Genomic DNA, 20149 nt, shown 5'->3' with positions numbered 1-20149 from the left:
CTGTATAGTTATTTGCGCACATGTCGTCACCCATTTCAAGCCTTGAGATATCTTGACGGCCAGTGGAATCGCGACTAAAAGTAACTAACCGGTTACTGGGAGGTCGCAGATGTATCTGTCCGAAACGCACATGCAGGTGCGCGAGATGACACGCCAATTCGCCGAAGAGGTTGTGCGCCCTCTGGCAGAAGAACTGGATCGTGAGGAACGTTTTCCCGCCGAAATCTATGACCAGATGGGCGAGCTGGGTCTGTTCGGTATCGGCGTTCCCGAAGAAATGGGCGGGCCGGGGTTCGACACGGTCACCTATGCCTTGGTCATGGAGGAACTGTCGCGCGGATATGCCAGCGTCGCGGACCAATGCGGCCTTGTCGAGCTTTTGTCGACGCTGTTGGTCAAACATGGCACCGACGCGCAGCGCGATCGGTGGCTTGGCGGTTTGCTGAGCGCCAAGATCAAAGGGGCCTATTGCATCACCGAACCCGAGGCCGGAACGGATGTGTCCGGCATCCGCACCACGGCCAAACGGGATGGCGACGGCTGGGTGCTGAACGGCGGCAAGATCTGGATTCACAATGCGCCGGTTGCGGACGTGGGGTTTGTCCTTGCGCGCACCGACCCCGAGGCAGGGCATCGGGGCATGTCGATCTTTATCGTTGATTTCCATGCGCCGGGTGTCACCCGTGGCCCCAAGGAACACAAGATGGGCCAGCGCGCCAGCCAGGTCGGCCCGTTGAACTTTGATGATGTGCGCCTGCCTGCCGATGCCCTGCTGGGCACCGAGGGGCGCGGCTTTCACATGATGATGAGCGTGCTGGACAAGGGCCGTGTCGGCATTGCGGGGCTGGCGGTGGGCATTGCCCAGGCGGGGCTTGAGGCCGCGGTGGAATACGCCCAGCAACGCAAGCAGTTCAAGAAACCGATTGCCGAATTCCAGGGTGTTCAATGGTTGCTGGCCGATATTGCCAAGGACGTAGAGGCCGCGCGACTGCTGGTCCACAACGCGGCCCACAAGATCGACACCGGCGCTGATGCGACCCGCTTTTGTTCGATGGCCAAGTGTTTCGCCGGAGATATGGCGGTGGCGCGCACGGCGGATGCGGTACAGGTCTTTGGCGGTTCCGGCTATATCCGCGGGTTCGAGGTTGAACGCCTGTATCGTGATGCCAAGATCACCCAGATCTACGAAGGCACGAACCAGATCCAGCGCATGATCATCGCCCGCGAACTGCTTGCCAAGGGAGCTGCCGCATGACCCGGAATGTTGCCTTGGTTACGGGATCCAGTCGGGGGATCGGTCTGGGTGCCGCCATTGCGCTGGCCCGCGAGGGGTTCGCCATCGCCGTCAACGGCCCGGTCGAGGATGACGAATTGCGTGCTGCCGTCGCAAAGCTCCGTACCTTGGGCGCGGACGTGGTCGCCGCCCCATTCGATGTCACAGAAGTCGCCACCCATGATCGCGTTCTGGGCCAGATTGAAGAGGCGCTTGGACCGTTGACGACGCTTGTCAACAACGCCGGCGTTGGTGTCATGGAGCGGGGCGACCCGCTGAACGTGTCCGAGGCCAGTTTTGACCGCTGCGTTGCGGTGAACACCAAGGCGCAGTTTTTTCTGACGCAGGCCTTTGCCCGTCGACTTCTGGCACGCGACCGTGATGCCTCGCTGTTCCATGCCATCGTCAACATCACTTCGTCCAACGCCACCGCCGCCGCGGAACCGCGCAGCGAATACTGCGTGTCCAAGGCGGGGGCGGCCATGTCGTCCAAGACATGGGCCGTGCGTCTGGGCCGGGAGAACATCGCCGTCTACGACGTGCAGCCCGGCCTGATCGCAACCGAGATGACGGCCCCTGTCATCGCCCAGTACGAAGAGCGGGCAATAGCCGGATTAACCCTGTTCCCGCGCGTCGGAACACCCGAGGACATGGGCGGGATCATCGCCTCGCTCGCCAGCGGAAAGCTGCCTTATACCACCGGCCAGGTGATCTCGGCGGATGCCGGGATGCTGGTGCCCCGTTTCTGAGGACCCGACACATGAAAATTGCGCTGCCTGATGCCAAAGGAACAGTTTCGGATTACACGCTGACCGGGACACCTGTCCCCGAGGCGCGCCTGCCCAAGGACCCAGCCCGCGTGGTTTACTCTGCCGCGCATGTGGTCGCCGATCCGTTCACGGCGAATGACCCATCCGGTGCCGCCACGGTGGATTGGGAGGCGACCATGCGGTTCCGCCACCATCTGCACGGCATGGGCCTTGGCATCGCCGAGGCAATGGACACCGCGCAGCGTGGTATGGGGCTGGACTGGGGCGGCGCGCTGGAACTGATCCGGCGCACCCGTGCCGAATTGCCCGATGCTTTGGTCGCCAATGGCTGTGGCACCGATCACCTGAACCCGGCCGAGGCGACCTCGTTGGACGATGTCAAACGCGCCTACATGGAACAACTCGACGCGATTCAGGCGCTGGATGCGCGCGTGATCCTGATGGCCAGCCGTGCGCTGGCCCGCGTTGCCACCGGTGCCGACGACTACATCAAGATCTATGGTGAGATCCTGTCGGCCTGCGACCACCCGGTGATCCTGCATTGGCTGGGCGAAATGTTCGATCCGCAGTTGGCAGGGTACTGGGGAGCGTCGAGCTTTGAAAACGCGCTGGAGACCGTCGTCACCATCATCGAGCAGAATGCGAGCAAGGTGGACGGGATCAAGATCTCGCTTCTGGACAAGGACAAAGAGGTCATCCTGCGCCGCCGTCTGCCCGAAGGCGTGCGCATGTATACAGGCGATGATTTCAACTATCCTGAATTGATCCAAGGCGACGAACAGGGCTTTTCCCACGCTTTGCTGGGGATCTTTGACCCGCTGGGACCGGCCGCCGCCCATGCGGTGAACCTGCTGGGGCAGGGGGATGTGCAGGGCTTCCGCGAAACGCTGGATCCCACCGTGCCGCTGGCGCGGCTGATCTTCCGTGCGCCCACGCAATATTACAAAACCGGCGTTGTCTTCCTTGCGTGGCTGAACGGGTTTCAGGATCACTTCGTCATGCTGAACGGCGCGCAGGCCATGCGACCGCTGCCCTATTTCACCGAGGTGTTCCGCCTTGCCGATGGTTGCGGGCTGTTGCGTGATCCCGACATCGCCGTTGCCCGCATGAAGCGGATGCTGGCTATGTACGGCGTCGCCTGATGCGGGACTTTACCAACGACCATTCCGCGCTGGCGCTGAACACAGCGACGCTGGGTCATAATCTGGACGGTCACGGCGCTGGCTGGTCGCCGGAACAGGTCATCGACGCCTGCGCCGAGCGTGGTTACGGCGGCATCGTTTTCTGGCGGCGCGAGATCGGTGATCAAGCGCAACAGATCGGCGAATACGTCCGGGCGTCAGGGATGCAGGTCGCGGGCCTGTGCCGCACACCTTACCTGACCGGGTCCGAGGCTGGAACGGACGATGAGGTGCGTGCCAGCATCGACATGGCCGCCGCACTGGGCGCGCCGGTTCTGACAATCGTCACCGGCGGCACCGAACCGGGCAGCAAGGGGCTGGACGACAGCCGCAAGAGGTTGGCCGAGCGGGTGGCGCATCACGCGGACTATGCGGCGCGGAACAATGTCTCTCTGGCGCTGGAGCCGTTGAACCCGATGTTCGGCGGCAACCGCACCGTGATCTTTACCGTGCGCGATGCGCTGGAGATTTGCCAGATGGTCGATGCGCCGAACATCGGTATCGCCGTCGATGTCTATCATGTCTGGTGGGACACGGGTCTGGCCCAAAGCCTTGCCGAGGCGCGGGGCAGGGTGATGGGCTACCACCTGTGTGACTGGCTGGAAAATACCGGCCACATGTTGCTGGATCGCGGCATGATGGGCGATGGTGTGGCCGACCTGAAGGCAATCCGCCGCGCGGTCGAGGGCGCGGGCTATACCGGTCTTTGCGAGGTCGAGATCTTTTCGGCCGATGACTGGTGGCGACGCGACCCCGGCGAGGTGCTGGACGTTCTGGTGGATCGGTTTCGGACCGTCTGCTGAGGAATTAACGGATCTTTGCGGCGCTCAGGATTGGCGCCGCGAGGATTTGCTGCCCTGATGGCGCGTCACCGGCAATCAGCTTTTGCAGAGCTTGCGTCATCTCTCGGCCCGCGGCGCGGATGTCCTCGAAAATCGTCAACGGGCGCGGCCTGAAGAAGTCGAACACGGGTGAAGTCTGTTTGACCAATAGTGGGATTTCCAGACCAAGGTCGCGCTGCGCCGCATGGGCGGCCATGGCCGGGGTTTCGCCGGGGCAGATCAATGCTTCGGGACGGTCACGGGTCGATAGCCATTCCATCAGGCCGGAATAGATCCTTTCGGGCGGATCGTTCAGGTCCAGCCCGGGCGAAACAAGCGCCGCGCAGCCGCGTTGCTGACAGGCGCTGCGAAACCCATCCATCATGAAGCGGTGAAAGGTGAACTGCGGGTTCGGTGGGACGATGCCGATGCTGCGCGCGCCCTGATCGGCCAGGATGCGTACCGCTTCTTCGGCAAAGCGGGTATTGTCGTAGTCATACCACGCGTGATCCGTGAACAGCGTTCTGCCGTGGGTGATAAAGGGAAATCCTGCCTCGGTCAGAAAGGCGACGCGCGGGTCGCGCGGTTCCGTCCGGGCAAAGATCACGCCATCCGCCAGCCCGTTGCGCAAAATGTAGTCGATCGGTGCAAGCGGGTCCTCGCTCAGTTGATATTGCATGATCGTCAGATGATAGCGCGTCGGGCGCAGCACCTCTGAGATGCCTTCAATCATCGAGGCCCCGAAGCCAAGCAATTCGCTGTGCGGATCCAGCACGAGGCTGATGACATTGGTTCGCCCGGTGCGCAGGCGCTGTGCGGCGCGGTCGGGCACATAGCCCAGATCGCGCGCGGTTTTCTGGATCGTGTCACGGGTTTTCTTGGCGATGCTGGGATCGTCGGCCAGCGCCTTGGATACGGTCGTGACCGCAAAGCCCGTCGCATCTGCAATCGTGCGCTGCGTGGGCTTGGATCCCCGGTCCTTGCGGGGGAGGGTTGGCGTGCCGCCTTGGGTCACCGCGAGATTCCCGTATTTCCAACTTGACTCGACTCGAGGTTATAACGTTATAATTAAGTAACCAAGTGGTTCATAGCATCGATCCAGGGAGGAGAGAACGATGATGATGAAGACCCGTTTGATGGGGGCCGCGGCGTCGCTGGCGCTTTGTGCATCCATCGCGCAGGCCGAAGATGTCGAGGTGCTGCACTGGTGGACCTCGGGGGGGGAGGCTGCTGCGCTGAACGTCCTTAAGGACGACCTGCAAGGGCAGGGGATCGGCTGGAAGGACATGCCGGTCGCCGGCGGCGGCGGCGAGGCCGCGATGACCACGCTGCGCGCGCGTGTCACTTCCGGCAACCCGCCCACCGCCGTGCAGATGCTGGGTTTCGACATTCAGGACTGGGCGCAGGAAAAGGCGCTGGGCAATCTGAACGGCGTCGCCGCAGCCGAAGGCTGGGACGCGGTGGTGCCGGAGGCGCTGCAAAGCTTTGCCAAGTTCGAAGGCAATTGGATCTCGGCCCCGGTGAACGTCCATTCGACCAACTGGGTCTGGGCCAACAAGTCGATCCTTGACGATCTGGGCATTGCCCAACCGACCACATGGGACGAATTCGTCGCCGCGATGCAGGCGGTCAAGGATTCGGGCAAGGTGGCGCTGGCGCATGGCGGTCAGGCTTGGCAGGACGCAACCATGTTCGACGGCGTGGTGCTGTCGGCAGGCGGACCTGAGTTCTACAAGCAAGCCTTTATCGACCTCGATCCCGACGCGCTGGGCTCGGACACGATGGTCGAAGCGTTCAAGCGCATGGAGACCCTGCGTTCTTTCGTCGATGACAACTTCTCGGGCCGTGACTGGAACCTCGCCTCGGCCATGGTCATCAACAACGAGGCCGCTTTCCAGATCATGGGTGACTGGGCCAAGGGCGAATTCCTGAACGCGGGCAAGGTGCCGGAACAGGATTTCCTCTGCTTCCGCGTGCCGGGGTCCGAAGGGGTCGTGACCTTCAACTCTGACCAGTTCGCAATGTTCAACGTCAGCGCCGATGGTGCCAAGGACGCGCAGGCCAAGATGGCGGCAGCGATCATGTCGCCGTCCTTCCAGTCGGCCTTCAACGTGGTCAAGGGGTCGGTTCCGGCGCGGACGGACGTGCCGAACGAAGCCTTCGATGCCTGCGGCAAGAAAGGCATGGCGGAACTGGCCGCTGCGGCGGATGCCGGCACGTTGCTGGGGTCGATGGCTCATGGCCACGCCAACCGTGCGGGCGTCAAGAACGCGATCTATGACGTGGTCACGGCGCATTTCAACGGCGAGTTCACCGCCGAGGAAGCTGCCGAGGAACTGGTCTACGCCGTCGAAGGCGCCATGTGATCCGTTCGGACAGGGCGGCCCCACGGTCGCCCTGTCTCCCCCCATCGTTTCTACAGGCATCGAAGATGGTGCCTGATCCGCAGGCCCCGCGGAGGATGCCCCATGGCCACCGATACCCCTGATTTCAAGACAAGATTACAGGACTGGATCCCCAAGCTGGTTCTGTCGCCGTCGCTTGCCGCGGTGCTGGTCTTTGTCTACGGCTTTATCGCCTTCACCGTCTATCTCAGCTTCACCGACAGCCGGATGTTGCCCAGCTACGATTGGATCGGGTTGGAAAACTACTCCAAGCTCTGGGGGTTGCGGCACTGGCACACGGCCATCGCCAACCTTGGGATCTTTGCCTTTCTCTACATCACGATCTGTACGGCCATCGGCCTGATGCTGGCGATTTTCCTGGATCAAAAGATCCGGGGCGAGGGCATGTTGCGGCCGATCTACCTCTACCCGATGGCGCTCAGCTTCATCGTGACGGGCACCGCGTGGAAATGGTTCCTCGATCCGGGGATCGGGCTGGAACATACCATGCATCTCTGGGGGTGGGAGAGTTTCGAGTTCGGCTGGATCAAGGATCGCGACATGGCGATCTACACGGTGGTCATTGCCGCCGTCTGGCAGACCAGCGGGTTCGTCATGGCGATGTTCCTCGCGGGGCTGCGCGGCATCGACAACGAAATCCTCAAGGCAGCGCAGATCGACGGCGCGTCGAACTGGAACCTCTATCGCCGCATCGTCATTCCGTTGCTGCGTCCTGCCTTCCTGTCGGCCTTTGTCATTCTCAGCCACCTTGCCGTCAAATCCTATGACCTTGTGATCGCGCTGACCGGCGGCGGTCCGGGGCGGGCCACCGAGTTGCCCGCGACCTTCATGTATTCCTACACCTTTACCCGCAACTCCATGGGGATCGGTGCGGCGTCGGCGGTCATCATGCTGATGACCATCGCCGCGATCATGATGCCTTATCTCTATGCCGAACTGAGGGAGAAGCGCTGATGTCCGCCGCCACGCAAGACACCGCCGTCCGCACCGGGCGTATCACGCGGACCTTCATCTATCTTCTTCTGCTGCTGTTTGCGCTGTTCTACCTGCTGCCCTTCTTCGTGATGCTGGCGAACTCGCTCAAGCCGCTGTCCGAGATCACCGGCGGCAACATGATGTCGCTGCCGCAGGAATGGACGATCGACCCGTGGCTTTCGGCCTGGTCCACCGCGCAGATCGGGGTCGAGCCGACGGGCCTGAAACCCTACTTCCTGAACTCGATCCTGATGGTGGTTCCGGCGGTCGCGATCTCGACCGTTCTGGGCGCCCTCAACGGGTACATCCTGACGAAATGGCGGTTCCGCGGCGATACGCTGATCTTCGGGCTGATGCTGTTTTCCTGCTTTATCCCGTTCCAGATCGTGCTGATCCCGATGGCGCGCATGTTGGGCATCATGGGGCTGGCGGGGTCGACACCGGGGCTGATCCTTGTCCATGTCGTCTATGGCATCGGTTTCGGCACGCTGTACTTCCGCAACTATTACGCCGCTTTCCCGACCGAACTGGTGCGCGCGGCGCAGATCGACGGTGCGGGGTTCTTCCAGATCTTCTGGCGGATCATGTTGCCGGTCTCGGGACCGATCGCGGTGGTCAATGTCATCTGGCAGTTCACCAACATCTGGAACGACTTTCTTTTCGGCGCCTCCTTTGCCGACCTGGATTCGATGCCGATGACGGTGGCGCTGAACAACCTCGTCAACTCCTCCACGGGTGTGAAGGAATACAACGTACATTTTGCGGGTGCGATCCTTGCCGCCCTGCCAACGCTGCTCGTCTACATCGTGGCCGGACGTTACTTTGTCCGCGGCCTGATGGCGGGTTCCGTGAAAGGATAAGCCGATGGGTTTTCTGGATATCGACAACGTCACCAAGTCCTATGGCGCCGTCGAGGTGCTGCACCGGGTGGACATCTCGGTAGAAGAGGGGGAGTTCCTCGTACTCGTCGGGCCGTCTGGCTGCGGCAAGTCCACTCTGCTGAACATGATCGCAGGGCTGGAGGGCATCACCAGCGGCGAGATCAGCATCAACGGCCGCGTGGTCAACGGGGTGCATCCCTCCAAGCGCAATATCGCGATGGTGTTCCAGAGTTACGCGCTCTACCCCAATATGACCGTCGGGCAGAACATGACCTTTGGCCTTGAGATGCACGGCGTACCCAAGCCAGAGCGTGACAAGGCGCTGGCGGACGTGGCCAAGCTCTTGCAGATCGAACAACTGCTGGACCGCAAGCCGGGGCAGCTTTCCGGCGGGCAACGTCAACGTGTTGCCATGGGGCGCGCGCTGGTCCGCAACCCGGATGTGTTCCTCTTTGACGAACCGCTGTCGAACCTTGACGCCAAGCTGCGCGTCGACATGCGGACCGAAATCAAGAAACTGCATCAGAAACTGGGCACAACCATCGTCTACGTCACCCATGACCAGATCGAGGCGATGACACTGTCGACCCGCATTGCCGTGATGAACGGTGGCTACGTCCAGCAACTTGGCACGCCGCAGCAGATCTATGATGACCCAGCCAATGTCTTTGTTGCCAGCTTCATGGGGTCTCCCTCCATGAACCTGATCCGGGCCAAGGCCCGCGTGACCGGCGATCAGGCCGCGGTCGAGATCACCGGAGCGGACGGGGCGGCCCAGGTTTTGCCGATGGCGGCGAAACCGCGGGATCTGACCGACGGGCAGGAAGTGCTCTTTGGCATCCGGCCCGAGGCGATCACGGACCGGGAGGGCGCGGATCGCAATGCCGCCGTGCTGGCCGAGGTGCCGAACCGGATCGACGTGATCGAACCGGCGGGGTCGGATACCTTTATCACCACCACTCTGTCGGGGCGCGACGTGATCGGGCGGATGCGCGCCCACACCGAGTGTAAACCGGGACAAGAGTTTACGCTTGTCTTCAATATGGACAAGGCGGTGCTCTTCGACCCAAAGACGGAAAACCGCATCCGGTGAGGGCGGGACATCAGGACAAGGCCCGGCGCCATGCGGCGGGCGTTGTTCCGGTGCCGTCACGAAAGGCGCGGGTCAGGTGGCTTTGCGAGTTGAAACCGCAGGCTGCGGCGACCTGTGCCAGCGGCGTGCCTGCGCGGATCAGGGATTTGGCCCGGTCGATCCGCCGTGCCGCGATCCATCCTTGAGGAGAGGTGCCGCAGGTCTCGCGGAAACTGCGTTGCAGGTGGCACTCGCTTAGCCCGACGATGCCGGCAAGATCGCGCAGGTAAATCGGCTGGTCGAGGTTGGCTTCGATATAGTCCCGCATCAGCCGCAGGTTGCGCGGCGACAGCCCGCCTGACAACGGCGCCCGCGCCGCCTGCCCAAAGCGCCCGCTTTCCAGAACTGTCTGGATCAGGTCAACCGCTGCCGTCTCGGCCTGCGCTGCGTTCTGCCGGGTGATCCCCTGTACCAGTTGGCCGAATGGCGCGGCCAGTTCGTCAGGCGCGACATAGGTTCGGTCGATCAGGTCCAGACTGCGGGCGTCACGGTCGAAGGTTTCGGCGTAGACGCGGCGCAGGTCGCTGTCGGGTACATAGAGGTGCACGAAAGTAAAGGCGCTGGTGATGTCCCATGTCGAGCTTTGTCCCTGCGGCATGACGCAGACCGCTCCGGGCCAGCCGTGCAAAGGCGTTCCGTCCGTGCGCCACGTTCCGTTGCCGCCGGCAAGATAAAAGCTGAAGGTATGTCCCTGCGGTGCCTCATAGGTCACCCGGTCGTTTTCATTGCGCCAGATCGCGGCGGAACGGCCAAGGCCAAGCTCCAGCCTGCCCAATTGCTGCGCTTGGGGCGAGGCGGCGAGAAAGCTGGAAACGGGATGCAGGTGTTCGGGCATGAGGCGGGTCTGGCTTGATGTCCGGTAGACCATATGCGCAGGGCGAACGGCCGCAAATGCCATTCCCTCCCGTGTCCGGCTTTGACCGCAAGATCGTGCAAAACTCGTGGTTGCACGGCCGGTAGGAGAGGCGAAACACCTCGGGGAGCCGCCATGAACGCCGCGCTATTCGTTTCAACCGTCCTGATTTGGGGCACCACATGGATTGCAATCGCGCTTCAGGTGGGGCCGGTGCCGATCATCGTGTCGGTCTTTTACCGTTTTGCTCTTGCCGGGACGGTCTTTTTGCTGGGGCTGGCTGTGCTGGGTCGCCTGCGCATCCCCGGGCGGCGTCATCACCCATGGCTGGCGGCGCAGGCGCTGTGCCTGTTCAGCCTGAACTTCCTCTTTTTCTATTCCGCCGCTGCCCATATCCCCACCGGGTTGATCTCGGTCGTCTTTTCGCTGGCAACGCTGTTCAATGCCTTAAATGCCCGTCTGTTTTATGGCGAAAGGATCAGTCCTCGCGCCCTTCTGGCCTGTGTGATCGGGGTCTTTGGTTTGATCTTGCTGTTCGGGGCCGAATTTTCGTTGGACAACGCAACCGAGACATTGCGCGGGATCGGCTTTGCCGCCGCAGGCACGATGATGTTTTCCTTGGGCAACATGATCTCGCGCCGAAACGCGGCGGCGGGTCTGTCGACGGTGGACGCGAACGCATGGGCAATGGGGTATGGCGCGTTGTTTCTGCTGATCTGCATCCTTGGGGCCCGGGTGCAGATCATTGTTCCGCCGGATGCTGCCTATGTTGCTGCGCTGATCTATTTGTCGGTGATCGGATCGGTGGTTGGTTTTACCACCTACCTGATGATGGTTGCGCGGATCGGTGCCTCTCAGGCCGCCTATGCCACGGTGCTTTTCCCGATTGTCGCGCTGAGCATCTCGACCTTTGTGGAGGGATACCAGTGGACTTGGGTCAAAGCCCTGGGTGTGGGGCTGGCACTATGCGGCAACGCGGTGATGTTCATGCGCGGCTGGCCGCTGCCCCTGCGTCGCGCCGGTGTGCGACTGTCCTGAACGGGCGCGGCACGGGCGGTTTCCGCCCATGCCATCAGTTGCGTCAGGCCGGTTGCAGCAGCTTGATCCTGTGACGGTAGAGATGTTCGTAATGAGGCCGCATCCGCCGATGCACCTGCCGCACCCGGTCGGGCGAGTCCTTGAGGTCGACGTATTTCCGAACCTGTGGTTTCAACCCGGTCGACTGTGCGAGGTTGGCGTGAAACGACCCGCCATCCCACCAGCTATGCGCTGAAGGATCGCCGCCTGCCTCCCATGTCAGCGCCTCCTCGAGAAAGGGGATACTGACCGCCTCGCAAAAGGCGCGGGTCATGTCGGCCGGGTTTTCCAGCAGGTCGTCGCTGTCCAGCACCGGCGGCGGACTGCCATTCAGCGCAGTCAGCAGGTCGAACAAGGCGCGCTGTTCAGGAAAGCCCACCTCCAGCTCATCGAAATCGGGCCATTTGGCGTGCATCGAGGTGATCGTCTTTGCCGGATCGCGGATCAGGAAGGCATGGGTGAAATGCGACAGGAATTCGCTGTCCCACATATGATTGATATAGTGCGGGAAATCCTTGATGAATACCGGCCCTTTGCGGGCGCGGTTCTGGATGTCGTCCCAAACGCTTTCAAGGGTCAGGCCCGGGGTCGTCCTGTCCCCGGCGCGAAAACGGGGCCACATCGGGTCTTCGCCCTGATACCATGCCTCGCCAAAGGGTTCGTGCAGGCAATCCAGATCGCCGCGCTGGCGCATCATCCATTCAAAGGCGGTCGAGGTCGAGCGGGGGATGGCCCAAAGGGCAATGATCTTGTGCATGGTCAACCTTTCAGGGAAGAGAGCAGGCTGCCCTGCTCGGTGGCGGGGGCAAGCCCGAGGGTCTTGAAGATGCGCCAGTAAAGCGCGATGTCATGGCCGATGACCGGGGTGCCCAGCCGCGCTTCCAACGCGGCGGCATAATGGGCGGGGCGCTGGGCAAGGCCATCTTCCGGACGGCGATAATTGCTCATGCCGTTGATCAGGTAGGCGTCCACATTCGGGGCCTGTTCGGCGGTGTAATCGAAGGATCTCCAGATCAGGTCTTCGTCAAAGCACCAGATGCAGTCGTCCACCTCTTGCTGGGTGGCAAACCATCCCTGATCGTGAAAATTCCCGGCCCAGACCACATCGAACCCAGCCTCTTTCAGAAAACCGACAGTGCCTTGGTACCAGCTGTCGCGGTGATAGCAGGCGTTCAGGGCCACTTTCTCGACGTTGCGGTCGCGCAGGGCCTCGACCATGGCGTAGCCGGCCATATGAAAGGGCGTTTCATACCGGTCACTCAGCATATCACAGTGCTGGCGGATGCCTTCGACGCCAAGGCCCGAAGCGTGAACCCAGTTCGATCCCACCTGACCGCAGGCATCGACACCGTTATTGGCCATGCATTCGACGAAATCCTCCAACATGCCAAAGTTGCTTTTGCGCTGGTCCAGCCGGTGCGCATAATCGGGAACATGCAACATCCAGCCATGGACGCCGACACTGCGCGGGGCCATCCGCAGGAAGTCCGACGGCGCAGCGTCAAAATCCTGGGGCGGGCAGGTGAAGCCGACCTGTTGCGGAAAAAGCTTGACCTTGGGGTCGGCCCATTTGGCGGGTTTCTTGTATTGGCTCATTCTGCGGTCCATCGAAAAAGGGGAGGCTTGCCTGCACCCTGTCCGGGCCCCGGCGTCTTTTCCATTGCTTTCATGTGTCGGGGTGCATATCCAAAATGATATCATGTCGCGAAAGTATCTCTTGCCCTCGATCAGTTCCCTCGCTGCGTTCGAGGCCGTCGCGCGATTGCAGGGTTTCGCCCGCGCGGCAGACGAGCTGAACACCTCGCAGCCAGCGATCAGTCGGCACATTCGCAATCTTGAGATCCGCTATGGTGCGGCACTGTTCGACAGAGAGGCCTCGCCGATCCGGTTGACCAGCAAAGGCAGGCAATTTCACGCAGAAATCGTGCAGGGACTGGATCTGTTGCAGGGGGCCGTGCGAACCTTGGTGCGGCCCGAAAAGACCGTCACGCTGGTCTGTTCACACTCTGTATCGCACCTGTTGCTGATGCCTCGGCATCGGCACTTGCGTCAGACTTTGGGGCCAGAGGTGGACCTGCGGTTGCTGACGGCGGAATATAACCTGACGCAATCGGCCGTCGATACCGGAGCCGATATCGTCTTTGAATATGCCGCAAGCCCGCCCGAGGCCGAGCATGTGGTTGTCTGCACCGAAGAGGTCAAACCGGTTGGCACGGCTGAGGTCATTTCCAAGGCCAAGCGGGCGCTTGAAGGCGACGGAGCGCCGCCGCCGTTGCTGGAACTCAGCAAGGACAATTTCGGTTGGATGAACTGGCCCGGCTGGCAACAGGCGCATCCTGCCTATGCGGACTGGCCGGTCGGCGAAGAATTCGACAGCTATGTTTACCTGCTAGAGGCCGCGGCCGCCGGCGAAGGGCTGGCGCTTGGCTGGCGGGGGTTTACAGATGGCTATGTCGAACGGGGCCGGCTGGAGGAAATGACCGTCGATTGGTATTCGCGGAACACGCGCATCTATGCGCGGTTGACCCGTTTCGGGCGTTTCAACCCGGCGGCGCGGCAATGTCTTGCGCTCTTGGGCGCGTTACGGGGATGAACGGCCCGCCCAACGCCGGGACAGGCCGTTCCGGGCCACTTGTGGTCAGGCCAGTAGCCCCGCCAGTTTCGGAGCGATGCGCGACAGGGGATCGACCATCGGAAACAGCGTGCCCTGAATCGAATGGTAGATGTCCGGCTTGCCGGTGAACCGGGTGGCTTCGGGCCGATTTGCCTCGTCCAGTTCCGGGAACCATCCGCCCTTGGCGTGGTCGATCAGATGGCGGTCGGCAAAGGTCCAGAGTTCGCGGTAAAGCGCTTCGTCCTCTGCGGTCCAGTCCAGTTTCAGAAAGGCCGCGACCGCGCCGATCGCCTCTGTCACGGGCCACCAGTAGCGCGCTTGCCGCATCCAGCCGCCGTCGAAATCCACCGTGTAGACAAAACCGCCGCGTTTGGCGTCGGTGGAATCCTTGAGTGCGGTTCGGAACAGTTTGCGGGCCCGGTCCGGCGCGCCATCTTCGGGGCGACCGTTCAGATCCCAGTGTTGCAACAGCAGGCGTGCGAATTCAAAGGAATGGCCCGGCGTCGTCCCTGCGGGTCGGAACATCGGATTGCCTTCGTAGTCGGGATCGACCTTCCAGTCCTCGGTGTAATGTTCGGGAAGGCGCCAGTGATGGTCGGGCGCCATCTGGCCGATGAAGAAATCAAGGATGCGGCCCGCCCGGCTAAGGTATTCCGCCTCGCCCGTCGCCTCGTAGGCCGTCAACAGCGCCTCGACCCCATGCATGTTGGCGTTCATGCCGCGATATGTGGAAAACGGCGTCCAATCGCGATTGAACTCGTCTGCGAACAACCCGCGCGCATCGTCCCAGAACCGGGCGTTCAGCACCTCGGTGGCATCGGCGATCATCCTGTCGGCATCGGGATGGCCCGCCATCTTGGCGCTTGCGCCGGCCAACAGGACAAAGACATGGCCGTAGGCCAATTTGACCGGATCCGAGATACCGTCATCGTTCAAAGCATAGACATAGCCGCCGTGTTGCGTGTCCCGGTGGTGAGACCAGATATAGGACATACCGTGATCGACGATCTTGTCGGCCCCGGTCACGCCTGCGATCTGACCCAAGGCATAGGAATGCACCATCCGCGTGGTGCTGTGCAGTTCTTGCGGCGCGCCGGGGATCGGGGTGCCGTCGAAATCCAGCAGATGAAATCCGGGGGCCGCCCGCAGGCAGGCGCCGAAAAAGTCGAATTGCGACCGCGCGTGCTGTGCCAGCCAGGCCCGGTGCTGCGGGTCGTTCAGCCAGCGCGCATTGGCGTCGGCTGTTCCCAAGTTGGTGGTCATGTCGTCTCCTGTCTGCCGTGGGGCAGCGTCATCAATGCAGGCCTCAAGACAGGCCATGCCGTCATTCCGCACGTGGAATGCATCGTAGCGTGGCGATTTCGAAGGGGCCGAGGGGCAGGGTAACACCGTTGTCGTCAAGGTCCAGCACCGCCGTCGTGTTTTCCAGCAGGTCACAACGCATCACACGGTCCATCGGGCGCTCGAACTGAATCCGCACCGCTCCGCGCCTGCGTTCGGCCTCGTACAGCCGCAGCACAAAACCGTCGCCGTCCTCGGCGGGTTTCAGTGTGTCCAGCATGACATTCGGTGCGCTGCATCTGACCAAGGGGGCCCGGTTGCCAAGGCCTGCGGCCGGGATCACCGGATCGTTCAACCGGCGCGCTTCGGCCCGTACAAGAGCGGGATCCTCTGCATGTGGCAGCAGGGCATAGGTGAACCGGTGGTGGCCCTGATCCGCGCCGGGATCGGGGCTGGTCGAGGATTTCACCAGCGTAAGGCGGATCGTGTTTTCGCGGATGTCATAGCCGTATTTGCAATCGTTCAACACCGCGACGCCAAAGCCGCCCTCGGACAGGTCGGCCCAGCGTTGGGCGGGAACCTCGAAACGGGCGTAGTCCCATGTGGTGTTGCGATGCGTCGGGCGTTCGATTTCGCCCCACTGAATTTCGTACCGGGCGCGCGAATTGTGAATATCGACCGGAAAGGCGACCTTGAGCAGCGTGTGCTGTTCGGCCCAGTCGATATCGGTCACGAAATCGACGCGCGGGCTGGCCGCTTCCAGCCGGATGACCTGCGTGATGTGGCTGTTGCGATAGGTGCGGGTGACGCGCAGCGCAGCGCGCAGCGGGCCGGTTTCAAGCACCTCGACCCGCGGCGCGCCGTCGATGCGTTCACTGCGGTCCTCATGGAATACGTCGATGTCCCATGCATCCCAACTGATCGGCCGGTCTTCAAAGGCCCATAGCTGGTTGCCGGTCTGCCCGGGGGCCAGCGTCTCGCGCCCGCTGGGCAGGTGACGCAGGCCGAGCACTGTGCCGTCCCCGTCCAATTCTAGCCGTACCAGCGCGTTTTCCATGACGTAGCCGGTGCTGGTGGACGTCAGGGTGACGGGTTGCACCGGCTTGTCGGCAGGGACCATTGGCGCGGTGGCATAGGCGGGCAGGGGGCAAACGGCCACAAGGGCACCGCCATCGACCTGTTGCTGACCTTCGGTGGCGTCCGGCACAAAGACCACCTGCGCAGAAGGCACCGGTGCCGGATTGAACAGGCCGTGGCCGGGGCTCGTGGACAGATGCGCCAGTGCCTTGTCGCGCAGCGCCGTGGCCTCTGCCTGAATGTTCGCATAGTCACGCCGCGCGTCCTCAAAGACCACGGGCACGGATGTCCCGGTCAGGATGTCGTGGAACTGGTTGAGGCAGACCAGTTTCCACAGGGCCGTCAGCCGCTCGCGGATCTCTTGCGGCGCACCTTGGGGCCATGCCAGCACCACCGCCGCCTCTGTGTCGTGCAGGGCACGTTCGGCCAGACGGTTGGCACGCTTGATCCATGCCTGAGAGGTCAGCGTGCCGCGATGCCCTTCAAGGTACATTTCGTCATTCCAGACGGGCAGGCGGGCCGATTGGTCGCGGATGGCGTCCAGTGCCGGGCCGATCCGACCCATCTGCACGCGCGGCGCACCGGGCATGGAGCCATAGGCGCGGGCGCGCAGGATCAGTTCTTCGGTAGGACCGCCACCGCCGTCACCATAGCCGTAGGCGATGAGAAAATCCTCTACGTCCGGCCCCGAAGTCGCGTTGGATACGGTTCCGATGACCTCGGCGGCGCTGAGGTCGGATTTGTAATTGGTCGGGAACGGCAGGTGCTGAACCTCGCGCGGGGTGGTCAGGAATTGGGTCAGCACGCGGGAACCGTCCAGACCCTGCCACCAGATCGCCGAGGAGGGCATCCGGTTGTACTGGTTCCAGTTCAGTTTGTTGGTGACGAAATATTCCAGTCCAGCCTGTTTCATCAACTGCGGCAGGGACCATGGGAAACCGAAGGTATCCGGCAGCCACAGGACCGGTGTTTCCACCGCGCCGAACTGTTCCCGGAAATAGCTGCGGCCCAGCAGGATCTGCCGCACAAGTGCCTCTCCCCCTGGAATGTTGCAATCGCTTTCGACCCACATGCCGCCCATGACTTCCCAACGGCCTTCGGCCACGCGGGTTTTGATGGCGTCAAAGATCTCGGGGAAATCCTGTGCGGTGTATTCATAAAGCTGGGGTTGCGAATGCGAAAAGTGAAACTCCGCATCCTGATCCATCAGGCGCAGCACATTTGACGAGGTGCGCGCGTTTTTCTGCCGGATCTGGTCGACTGGCCAGAGATAGGCGATGTCCATATGCGCATGGCCGATTGCGTGCAGCTGTTCGGGCTCTGGCGGGCCAAGGCGGTCCAGCTCGGCCCGCAGAACCGCGTGGGCGGGGGACACAGAGGCTCGGAAAGATGCGCCCAGCGGATCGCGCGTGTCCAGCGTGACAAATGCCTTGTCCAGCGCCGCCAACAGCCGGTCGTGCAAGCGCTCTGTGACCCCGATGGTCCGCGCCACGTCCAATGTCACCTCGGCCAGGATGATAAATTCTCGCAGGGCGCGGTCCACGTCGACAACGTGACAGGGCCGGATCTGCAAGCGCGCCGGGTTTTTCGGATCGGGCGGCCAGCCGGTCAGGCCGGTCCAGCCGTGCAGCATCAGGTCGTGTTGCTCGCCGTCCGCCAGCGCGGGGTCCAGCGGGATCAACTGGTGGTGGCGATCGGCCGAGGCAAGCGCCTTGCCGTCGATGTGCAAGAGCGCCTCGGGGTGGGTAAAGATGTCCCCCGCGACCCCCAGCGGCAGGAACAGGGCCGGGTGGGTGAAATCCTTGGGCACCTCGAACCGGGTGCGCAGGACGAAATGGGTGTCCTGCCCGGCCCAGTAGCTGTCCCATTCGACGGGGCCGCGCGCGGTTCCGCTGCCCGGTTTCGCCATGGCGTCGGACAGTTCCTCGAAGTCGAAGGTCGACAAGGGTTGGTGGGCGCGGTGGATCAGCGGGCGGATCAGGTCGATCCGCTTGGCGATTTTTTCCGCGGTAAAACGCAACTGGTGGTTCATGATCCGACCTTCAGGTCAAAGCCTTCGATATCGCCCCGGATGATGCTGCGCTGGGCATCCTTGCCAGAGGCCAGCGCCTCCAGTCCGGCAGCGGCATCCTTGGCGGACCCCCAATCGCGATCGAGGTCAGGCCAGGGGATCGAGTCGATCAGAAGGCGGGTATAGGGGTGCTGCGGGTCGCCGATGACCGCCTTGGGCGGTCCGGCTTCAACCACCCGGCCGTGGTACAGCACCATGACATAATCACTGACGTGATAGGCCGTGGCGAGGTCATGCGTGATGTAGAGGATCGAGATCCCGTGCTTGTCCTTCAGGTCGTGGATGTTCCTGAGGATGGTCGCGCGCAGGCTGGCATCGACCATCGAAACGGGTTCATCCGCGATCAGCAGCTTGGGCGACAGCATCAAGGCCCGCGCCACGATCAGCCGCTGCCTCTGCCCGCCCGAAAGCTGGTGCGGATAGCGGCGCAGCACCAGCGACGGGTCCAGCCCGACGGCATCGCAGGCTTCTTCCATGGCTTGCCGGGTGTGGGACTGCGACTTGGCCAGTCCAAACCGTTTGAAAGGAAAGCTGAGCGCGTGATCGACCCGGTAGAACGGGTTGAAACAGGCATAGGGGTCCTGGAACACCGCCTGCACATCCTTGCGGAAGGTCAGCGACTCGGCCTTGCTCAGGCGGTTGATGTCCTTGCCGCGAAAGGTGACCTTGCCGGTGGTGGGCGCGTTGAAACCCAGCATCAGGCTGCCCATGGTCGATTTGCCCGACCCGGATTGCCCGACAACAGAGATGATCTTGGGTTTTTCCCCGTCCAGCGAAAAAGACAACGGGTGCAGTGCCGTGACCGCACCATATTGCTTGGTCACCCCGTCGAATTCCAACAGCGGGCCAGAGTCGCCGCGCAGGATTTCCGGTGCGCTCTGGATAAAGCTCTCGCCGCCGACCAGCGGCACCGAAGAGATCAACTGGCGCGTATATTCGTGTTGCGGGTTTTCGATGATCTGGCGGACGGTGCCATATTCGACCATCTCGCCCAGTTTCATCACCGCAAGATCATCGACCGACTGGGCCATCAATCCCATATCATGCCCGATCAGGATCAACCCGGCGCCGATCTTTTCCTGAACCTCGCGCAGGGTCTGCATGACCTGCCGCTGGGTGATGACATCCAGCGCCGAGGTCGGTTCGTCCGCGATGATCAGGTCGGGCTTCAGGCAGACGCCGATGGCGATGCAGACCCGCTGTTTCATGCCGCCAGACAGTTCGTGCGGGTAAAGTTGCCCGACAGAGGCAGGCAGGCCGACGCTTTCCAGGACGGTGCGGGACCGGCGTTTCAGTTCAACCACTTCGACCTGTCCCTCGTGGGCGATGATCCCGTCCCAGATCTGGTTTTCGACCCGCATCACCGGGTTCAGCGAGTTCATCGCGCCCTGCGGGATATAGGCGATCTTTTTCAACCGGACGCGGCGCATTTCGTCGTCTGACAGTTCCAGAACGTTGGTGTCGCCCAGCGAATAGAGGTGGATTTCACCTTCGGCCACATATCCGGGCGCGGCCAGCATTCGCATGGCCGCCAGTGCGGTCGTCGTCTTGCCCGAGCCACTTTCTCCGATGAAACCGATGCGCCGCCCCTGCGGGATCGACAGCGACAGGTTGCTGACCGCGTGCACAACCCCTTTGGAGGTGGGGAAGTCGATCGAGATGTTCTTGATGTCGAGAATGGTCATGTCGGTTGCTCCCCGCCCCGGACTTGCTCCGGGGCCTCTGCATTGGCCGGGAG

Annotated in this window: 17 protein-coding genes; 10 read left to right on the top strand and 7 right to left on the bottom strand. The window is 62.3% G+C overall.

The features are described 5' to 3' along the window. Positions 1-109 precede the first annotated feature (109 nt). Genes KJP30_RS23270 through KJP30_RS23255 form a run of 4 tightly spaced genes read left to right on the top strand, consistent with a single transcriptional unit; the run spans position 110 to position 4027 of the window. Positions 110-1255, top strand: a complete 1146-nt coding sequence (locus tag KJP30_RS23270; RefSeq protein ID WP_218451937.1) for an acyl-CoA dehydrogenase family protein — start codon at positions 110-112, stop codon at positions 1253-1255. Then, positions 1252-2022: a 3-ketoacyl-ACP reductase gene (locus tag KJP30_RS23265; RefSeq protein WP_218451936.1), complete on the top strand. Its 771-nt coding sequence runs from the start codon at positions 1252-1254 to the stop codon at positions 2020-2022. The genes KJP30_RS23270 and KJP30_RS23265 overlap by 4 nt, the downstream gene beginning before the upstream one ends. An 11-nt stretch (positions 2023-2033) precedes the next feature. Continuing rightward, on the top strand, positions 2034-3185 hold the full coding sequence (locus KJP30_RS23260; RefSeq protein WP_218451935.1) for a dihydrodipicolinate synthase family protein: 1152 nt from the start codon (positions 2034-2036) through the stop codon (positions 3183-3185). Further along, a complete protein-coding gene (locus KJP30_RS23255) occupies positions 3185-4027 on the top strand; it encodes a sugar phosphate isomerase/epimerase family protein (protein WP_218451934.1) in 843 nt (280 codons plus the stop codon). The genes KJP30_RS23260 and KJP30_RS23255 overlap by 1 nt, the downstream gene beginning before the upstream one ends. 4 nt (positions 4028-4031) lie before the next feature. On the opposite strand, the gene KJP30_RS23250 is transcribed toward KJP30_RS23255, so the two are convergent. After that, positions 4032-5060 (bottom strand): LacI family DNA-binding transcriptional regulator, encoded by a 1029-nt coding sequence (locus KJP30_RS23250; RefSeq protein WP_218451933.1) that lies wholly within the window; start codon positions 5058-5060, stop codon positions 4032-4034. 106 nt (positions 5061-5166) lie between these two features. On the opposite strand from KJP30_RS23250, the gene KJP30_RS23245 reads away from it, so the two are divergent. The 4 genes from KJP30_RS23245 to KJP30_RS23230 all read left to right on the top strand — a co-directional run bounded on the left by KJP30_RS23245 (position 5167) and on the right by KJP30_RS23230 (position 9399). Beyond that, positions 5167-6411, top strand: a complete 1245-nt coding sequence (locus KJP30_RS23245) for an ABC transporter substrate-binding protein (RefSeq protein WP_425515730.1) — start codon at positions 5167-5169, stop codon at positions 6409-6411. Positions 6412-6513: 102 nt separating this feature from the next. Further along, complete coding sequence (locus KJP30_RS23240) at positions 6514-7404, top strand: carbohydrate ABC transporter permease (RefSeq protein ID WP_218451931.1); 891 nt, start codon at positions 6514-6516, stop codon at positions 7402-7404. After that, on the top strand, positions 7404-8285 hold the full coding sequence (locus tag KJP30_RS23235) for a carbohydrate ABC transporter permease (protein ID WP_218451930.1): 882 nt from the start codon (positions 7404-7406) through the stop codon (positions 8283-8285). Before KJP30_RS23240 ends, KJP30_RS23235 begins: the two co-directional genes overlap by 1 nt. A gap of 4 nt (positions 8286-8289) precedes the next feature. Then, the gene (locus KJP30_RS23230) at positions 8290-9399 is read left to right on the top strand and encodes an ABC transporter ATP-binding protein (protein ID WP_218451929.1); all 1110 of its coding nucleotides are present in this window, start codon (positions 8290-8292) and stop codon (positions 9397-9399) included. Positions 9400-9409: 10 nt separating this feature from the next. Here KJP30_RS23230 and KJP30_RS23225 read toward each other — a convergent pair whose 3' ends face one another. Beyond that, positions 9410-10273, bottom strand: a complete 864-nt coding sequence (locus KJP30_RS23225; RefSeq protein ID WP_218451928.1) for an AraC family transcriptional regulator — start codon at positions 10271-10273, stop codon at positions 9410-9412. 153 nt (positions 10274-10426) lie between these two features. On the opposite strand from KJP30_RS23225, the gene KJP30_RS23220 reads away from it, so the two are divergent. Beyond that, the gene (locus tag KJP30_RS23220; protein ID WP_218451927.1) at positions 10427-11329 is read left to right on the top strand and encodes a DMT family transporter; all 903 of its coding nucleotides are present in this window, start codon (positions 10427-10429) and stop codon (positions 11327-11329) included. A 43-nt stretch (positions 11330-11372) separates the two neighbouring features. Here KJP30_RS23220 and KJP30_RS23215 read toward each other — a convergent pair whose 3' ends face one another. Then, complete coding sequence (locus KJP30_RS23215; RefSeq protein ID WP_218451926.1) at positions 11373-12125, bottom strand: sulfotransferase-like domain-containing protein; 753 nt, start codon at positions 12123-12125, stop codon at positions 11373-11375. Between the two features lie 2 nt (positions 12126-12127). Beyond that, the gene (locus KJP30_RS23210) at positions 12128-12964 is read right to left on the bottom strand and encodes a hypothetical protein (protein WP_218451925.1); all 837 of its coding nucleotides are present in this window, start codon (positions 12962-12964) and stop codon (positions 12128-12130) included. A gap of 103 nt (positions 12965-13067) precedes the next feature. Here KJP30_RS23210 and KJP30_RS23205 point away from each other — a divergent pair, with 103 nt between their 5' ends. Continuing rightward, positions 13068-13961 (top strand): LysR family transcriptional regulator, encoded by an 894-nt coding sequence (locus tag KJP30_RS23205; RefSeq protein ID WP_218451924.1) that lies wholly within the window; start codon positions 13068-13070, stop codon positions 13959-13961. A 45-nt stretch (positions 13962-14006) separates the two neighbouring features. Here KJP30_RS23205 and KJP30_RS23200 read toward each other — a convergent pair whose 3' ends face one another. The 3 genes from KJP30_RS23200 to KJP30_RS23190 form a co-directional block, all read right to left on the bottom strand. Continuing rightward, positions 14007-15245: an AGE family epimerase/isomerase gene (locus tag KJP30_RS23200; RefSeq protein WP_218451923.1), complete on the bottom strand. Its 1239-nt coding sequence runs from the start codon at positions 15243-15245 to the stop codon at positions 14007-14009. A 61-nt stretch (positions 15246-15306) separates the two neighbouring features. Beyond that, positions 15307-18372: an alpha-mannosidase gene (locus KJP30_RS23195; protein ID WP_218451922.1), complete on the bottom strand. Its 3066-nt coding sequence runs from the start codon at positions 18370-18372 to the stop codon at positions 15307-15309. Continuing rightward, entirely contained in the window at positions 18369-20096 is a 1728-nt protein-coding gene (locus KJP30_RS23190) for an ABC transporter ATP-binding protein (RefSeq protein ID WP_218451921.1), read from the bottom strand. The genes KJP30_RS23195 and KJP30_RS23190 overlap by 4 nt, the downstream gene beginning before the upstream one ends. Between the last annotated feature and the right edge of the window lie 53 nt (positions 20097-20149).

It is taken from the genome of Antarctobacter sediminis (genome assembly GCF_019218285.1).
In the GTDB taxonomy this organism is placed as follows: Bacteria; Pseudomonadota; Alphaproteobacteria; order Rhodobacterales; family Rhodobacteraceae; genus Antarctobacter; species Antarctobacter sediminis.
Note: the sequence above shows the minus strand (reverse complement) of the source record. Positions and strands in the feature narration are given on the sequence as shown.

What these genes read in the sequence shown, in the direction of transcription:
- KJP30_RS23270 (WP_218451937.1), top strand. Translation starts at nt 110, where the DNA reads ATGTATCTGTCCGAAACGCACATGCAGGTGCGCGAGATGACACGCCAA.
- KJP30_RS23265 (WP_218451936.1), top strand. Translation starts at nt 1,252, where the DNA reads ATGACCCGGAATGTTGCCTTGGTTACGGGATCCAGTCGGGGGATCGGT.
- KJP30_RS23260 (WP_218451935.1), top strand. Translation starts at nt 2,034, where the DNA reads ATGAAAATTGCGCTGCCTGATGCCAAAGGAACAGTTTCGGATTACACG.
- KJP30_RS23255 (WP_218451934.1), top strand. Translation starts at nt 3,185, where the DNA reads ATGCGGGACTTTACCAACGACCATTCCGCGCTGGCGCTGAACACAGCG.
- KJP30_RS23245 (WP_425515730.1), top strand. Translation starts at nt 5,167, where the DNA reads ATGAAGACCCGTTTGATGGGGGCCGCGGCGTCGCTGGCGCTTTGTGCA.
- KJP30_RS23240 (WP_218451931.1), top strand. Translation starts at nt 6,514, where the DNA reads ATGGCCACCGATACCCCTGATTTCAAGACAAGATTACAGGACTGGATC.
- KJP30_RS23235 (WP_218451930.1), top strand. Translation starts at nt 7,404, where the DNA reads ATGTCCGCCGCCACGCAAGACACCGCCGTCCGCACCGGGCGTATCACG.
- KJP30_RS23230 (WP_218451929.1), top strand. Translation starts at nt 8,290, where the DNA reads ATGGGTTTTCTGGATATCGACAACGTCACCAAGTCCTATGGCGCCGTC.
- KJP30_RS23225 (WP_218451928.1), bottom strand. Translation starts at nt 10,273, where the DNA reads ATGCCCGAACACCTGCATCCCGTTTCCAGCTTTCTCGCCGCCTCGCCC.
- KJP30_RS23220 (WP_218451927.1), top strand. Translation starts at nt 10,427, where the DNA reads ATGAACGCCGCGCTATTCGTTTCAACCGTCCTGATTTGGGGCACCACA.
- KJP30_RS23215 (WP_218451926.1), bottom strand. Translation starts at nt 12,125, where the DNA reads ATGCACAAGATCATTGCCCTTTGGGCCATCCCCCGCTCGACCTCGACC.
- KJP30_RS23210 (WP_218451925.1), bottom strand. Translation starts at nt 12,964, where the DNA reads ATGAGCCAATACAAGAAACCCGCCAAATGGGCCGACCCCAAGGTCAAG.
- KJP30_RS23205 (WP_218451924.1), top strand. Translation starts at nt 13,068, where the DNA reads ATGTCGCGAAAGTATCTCTTGCCCTCGATCAGTTCCCTCGCTGCGTTC.
- KJP30_RS23200 (WP_218451923.1), bottom strand. Translation starts at nt 15,245, where the DNA reads ATGACCACCAACTTGGGAACAGCCGACGCCAATGCGCGCTGGCTGAAC.
- KJP30_RS23195 (WP_218451922.1), bottom strand. Translation starts at nt 18,372, where the DNA reads ATGAACCACCAGTTGCGTTTTACCGCGGAAAAAATCGCCAAGCGGATC.
- KJP30_RS23190 (WP_218451921.1), bottom strand. Translation starts at nt 20,096, where the DNA reads ATGACCATTCTCGACATCAAGAACATCTCGATCGACTTCCCCACCTCC.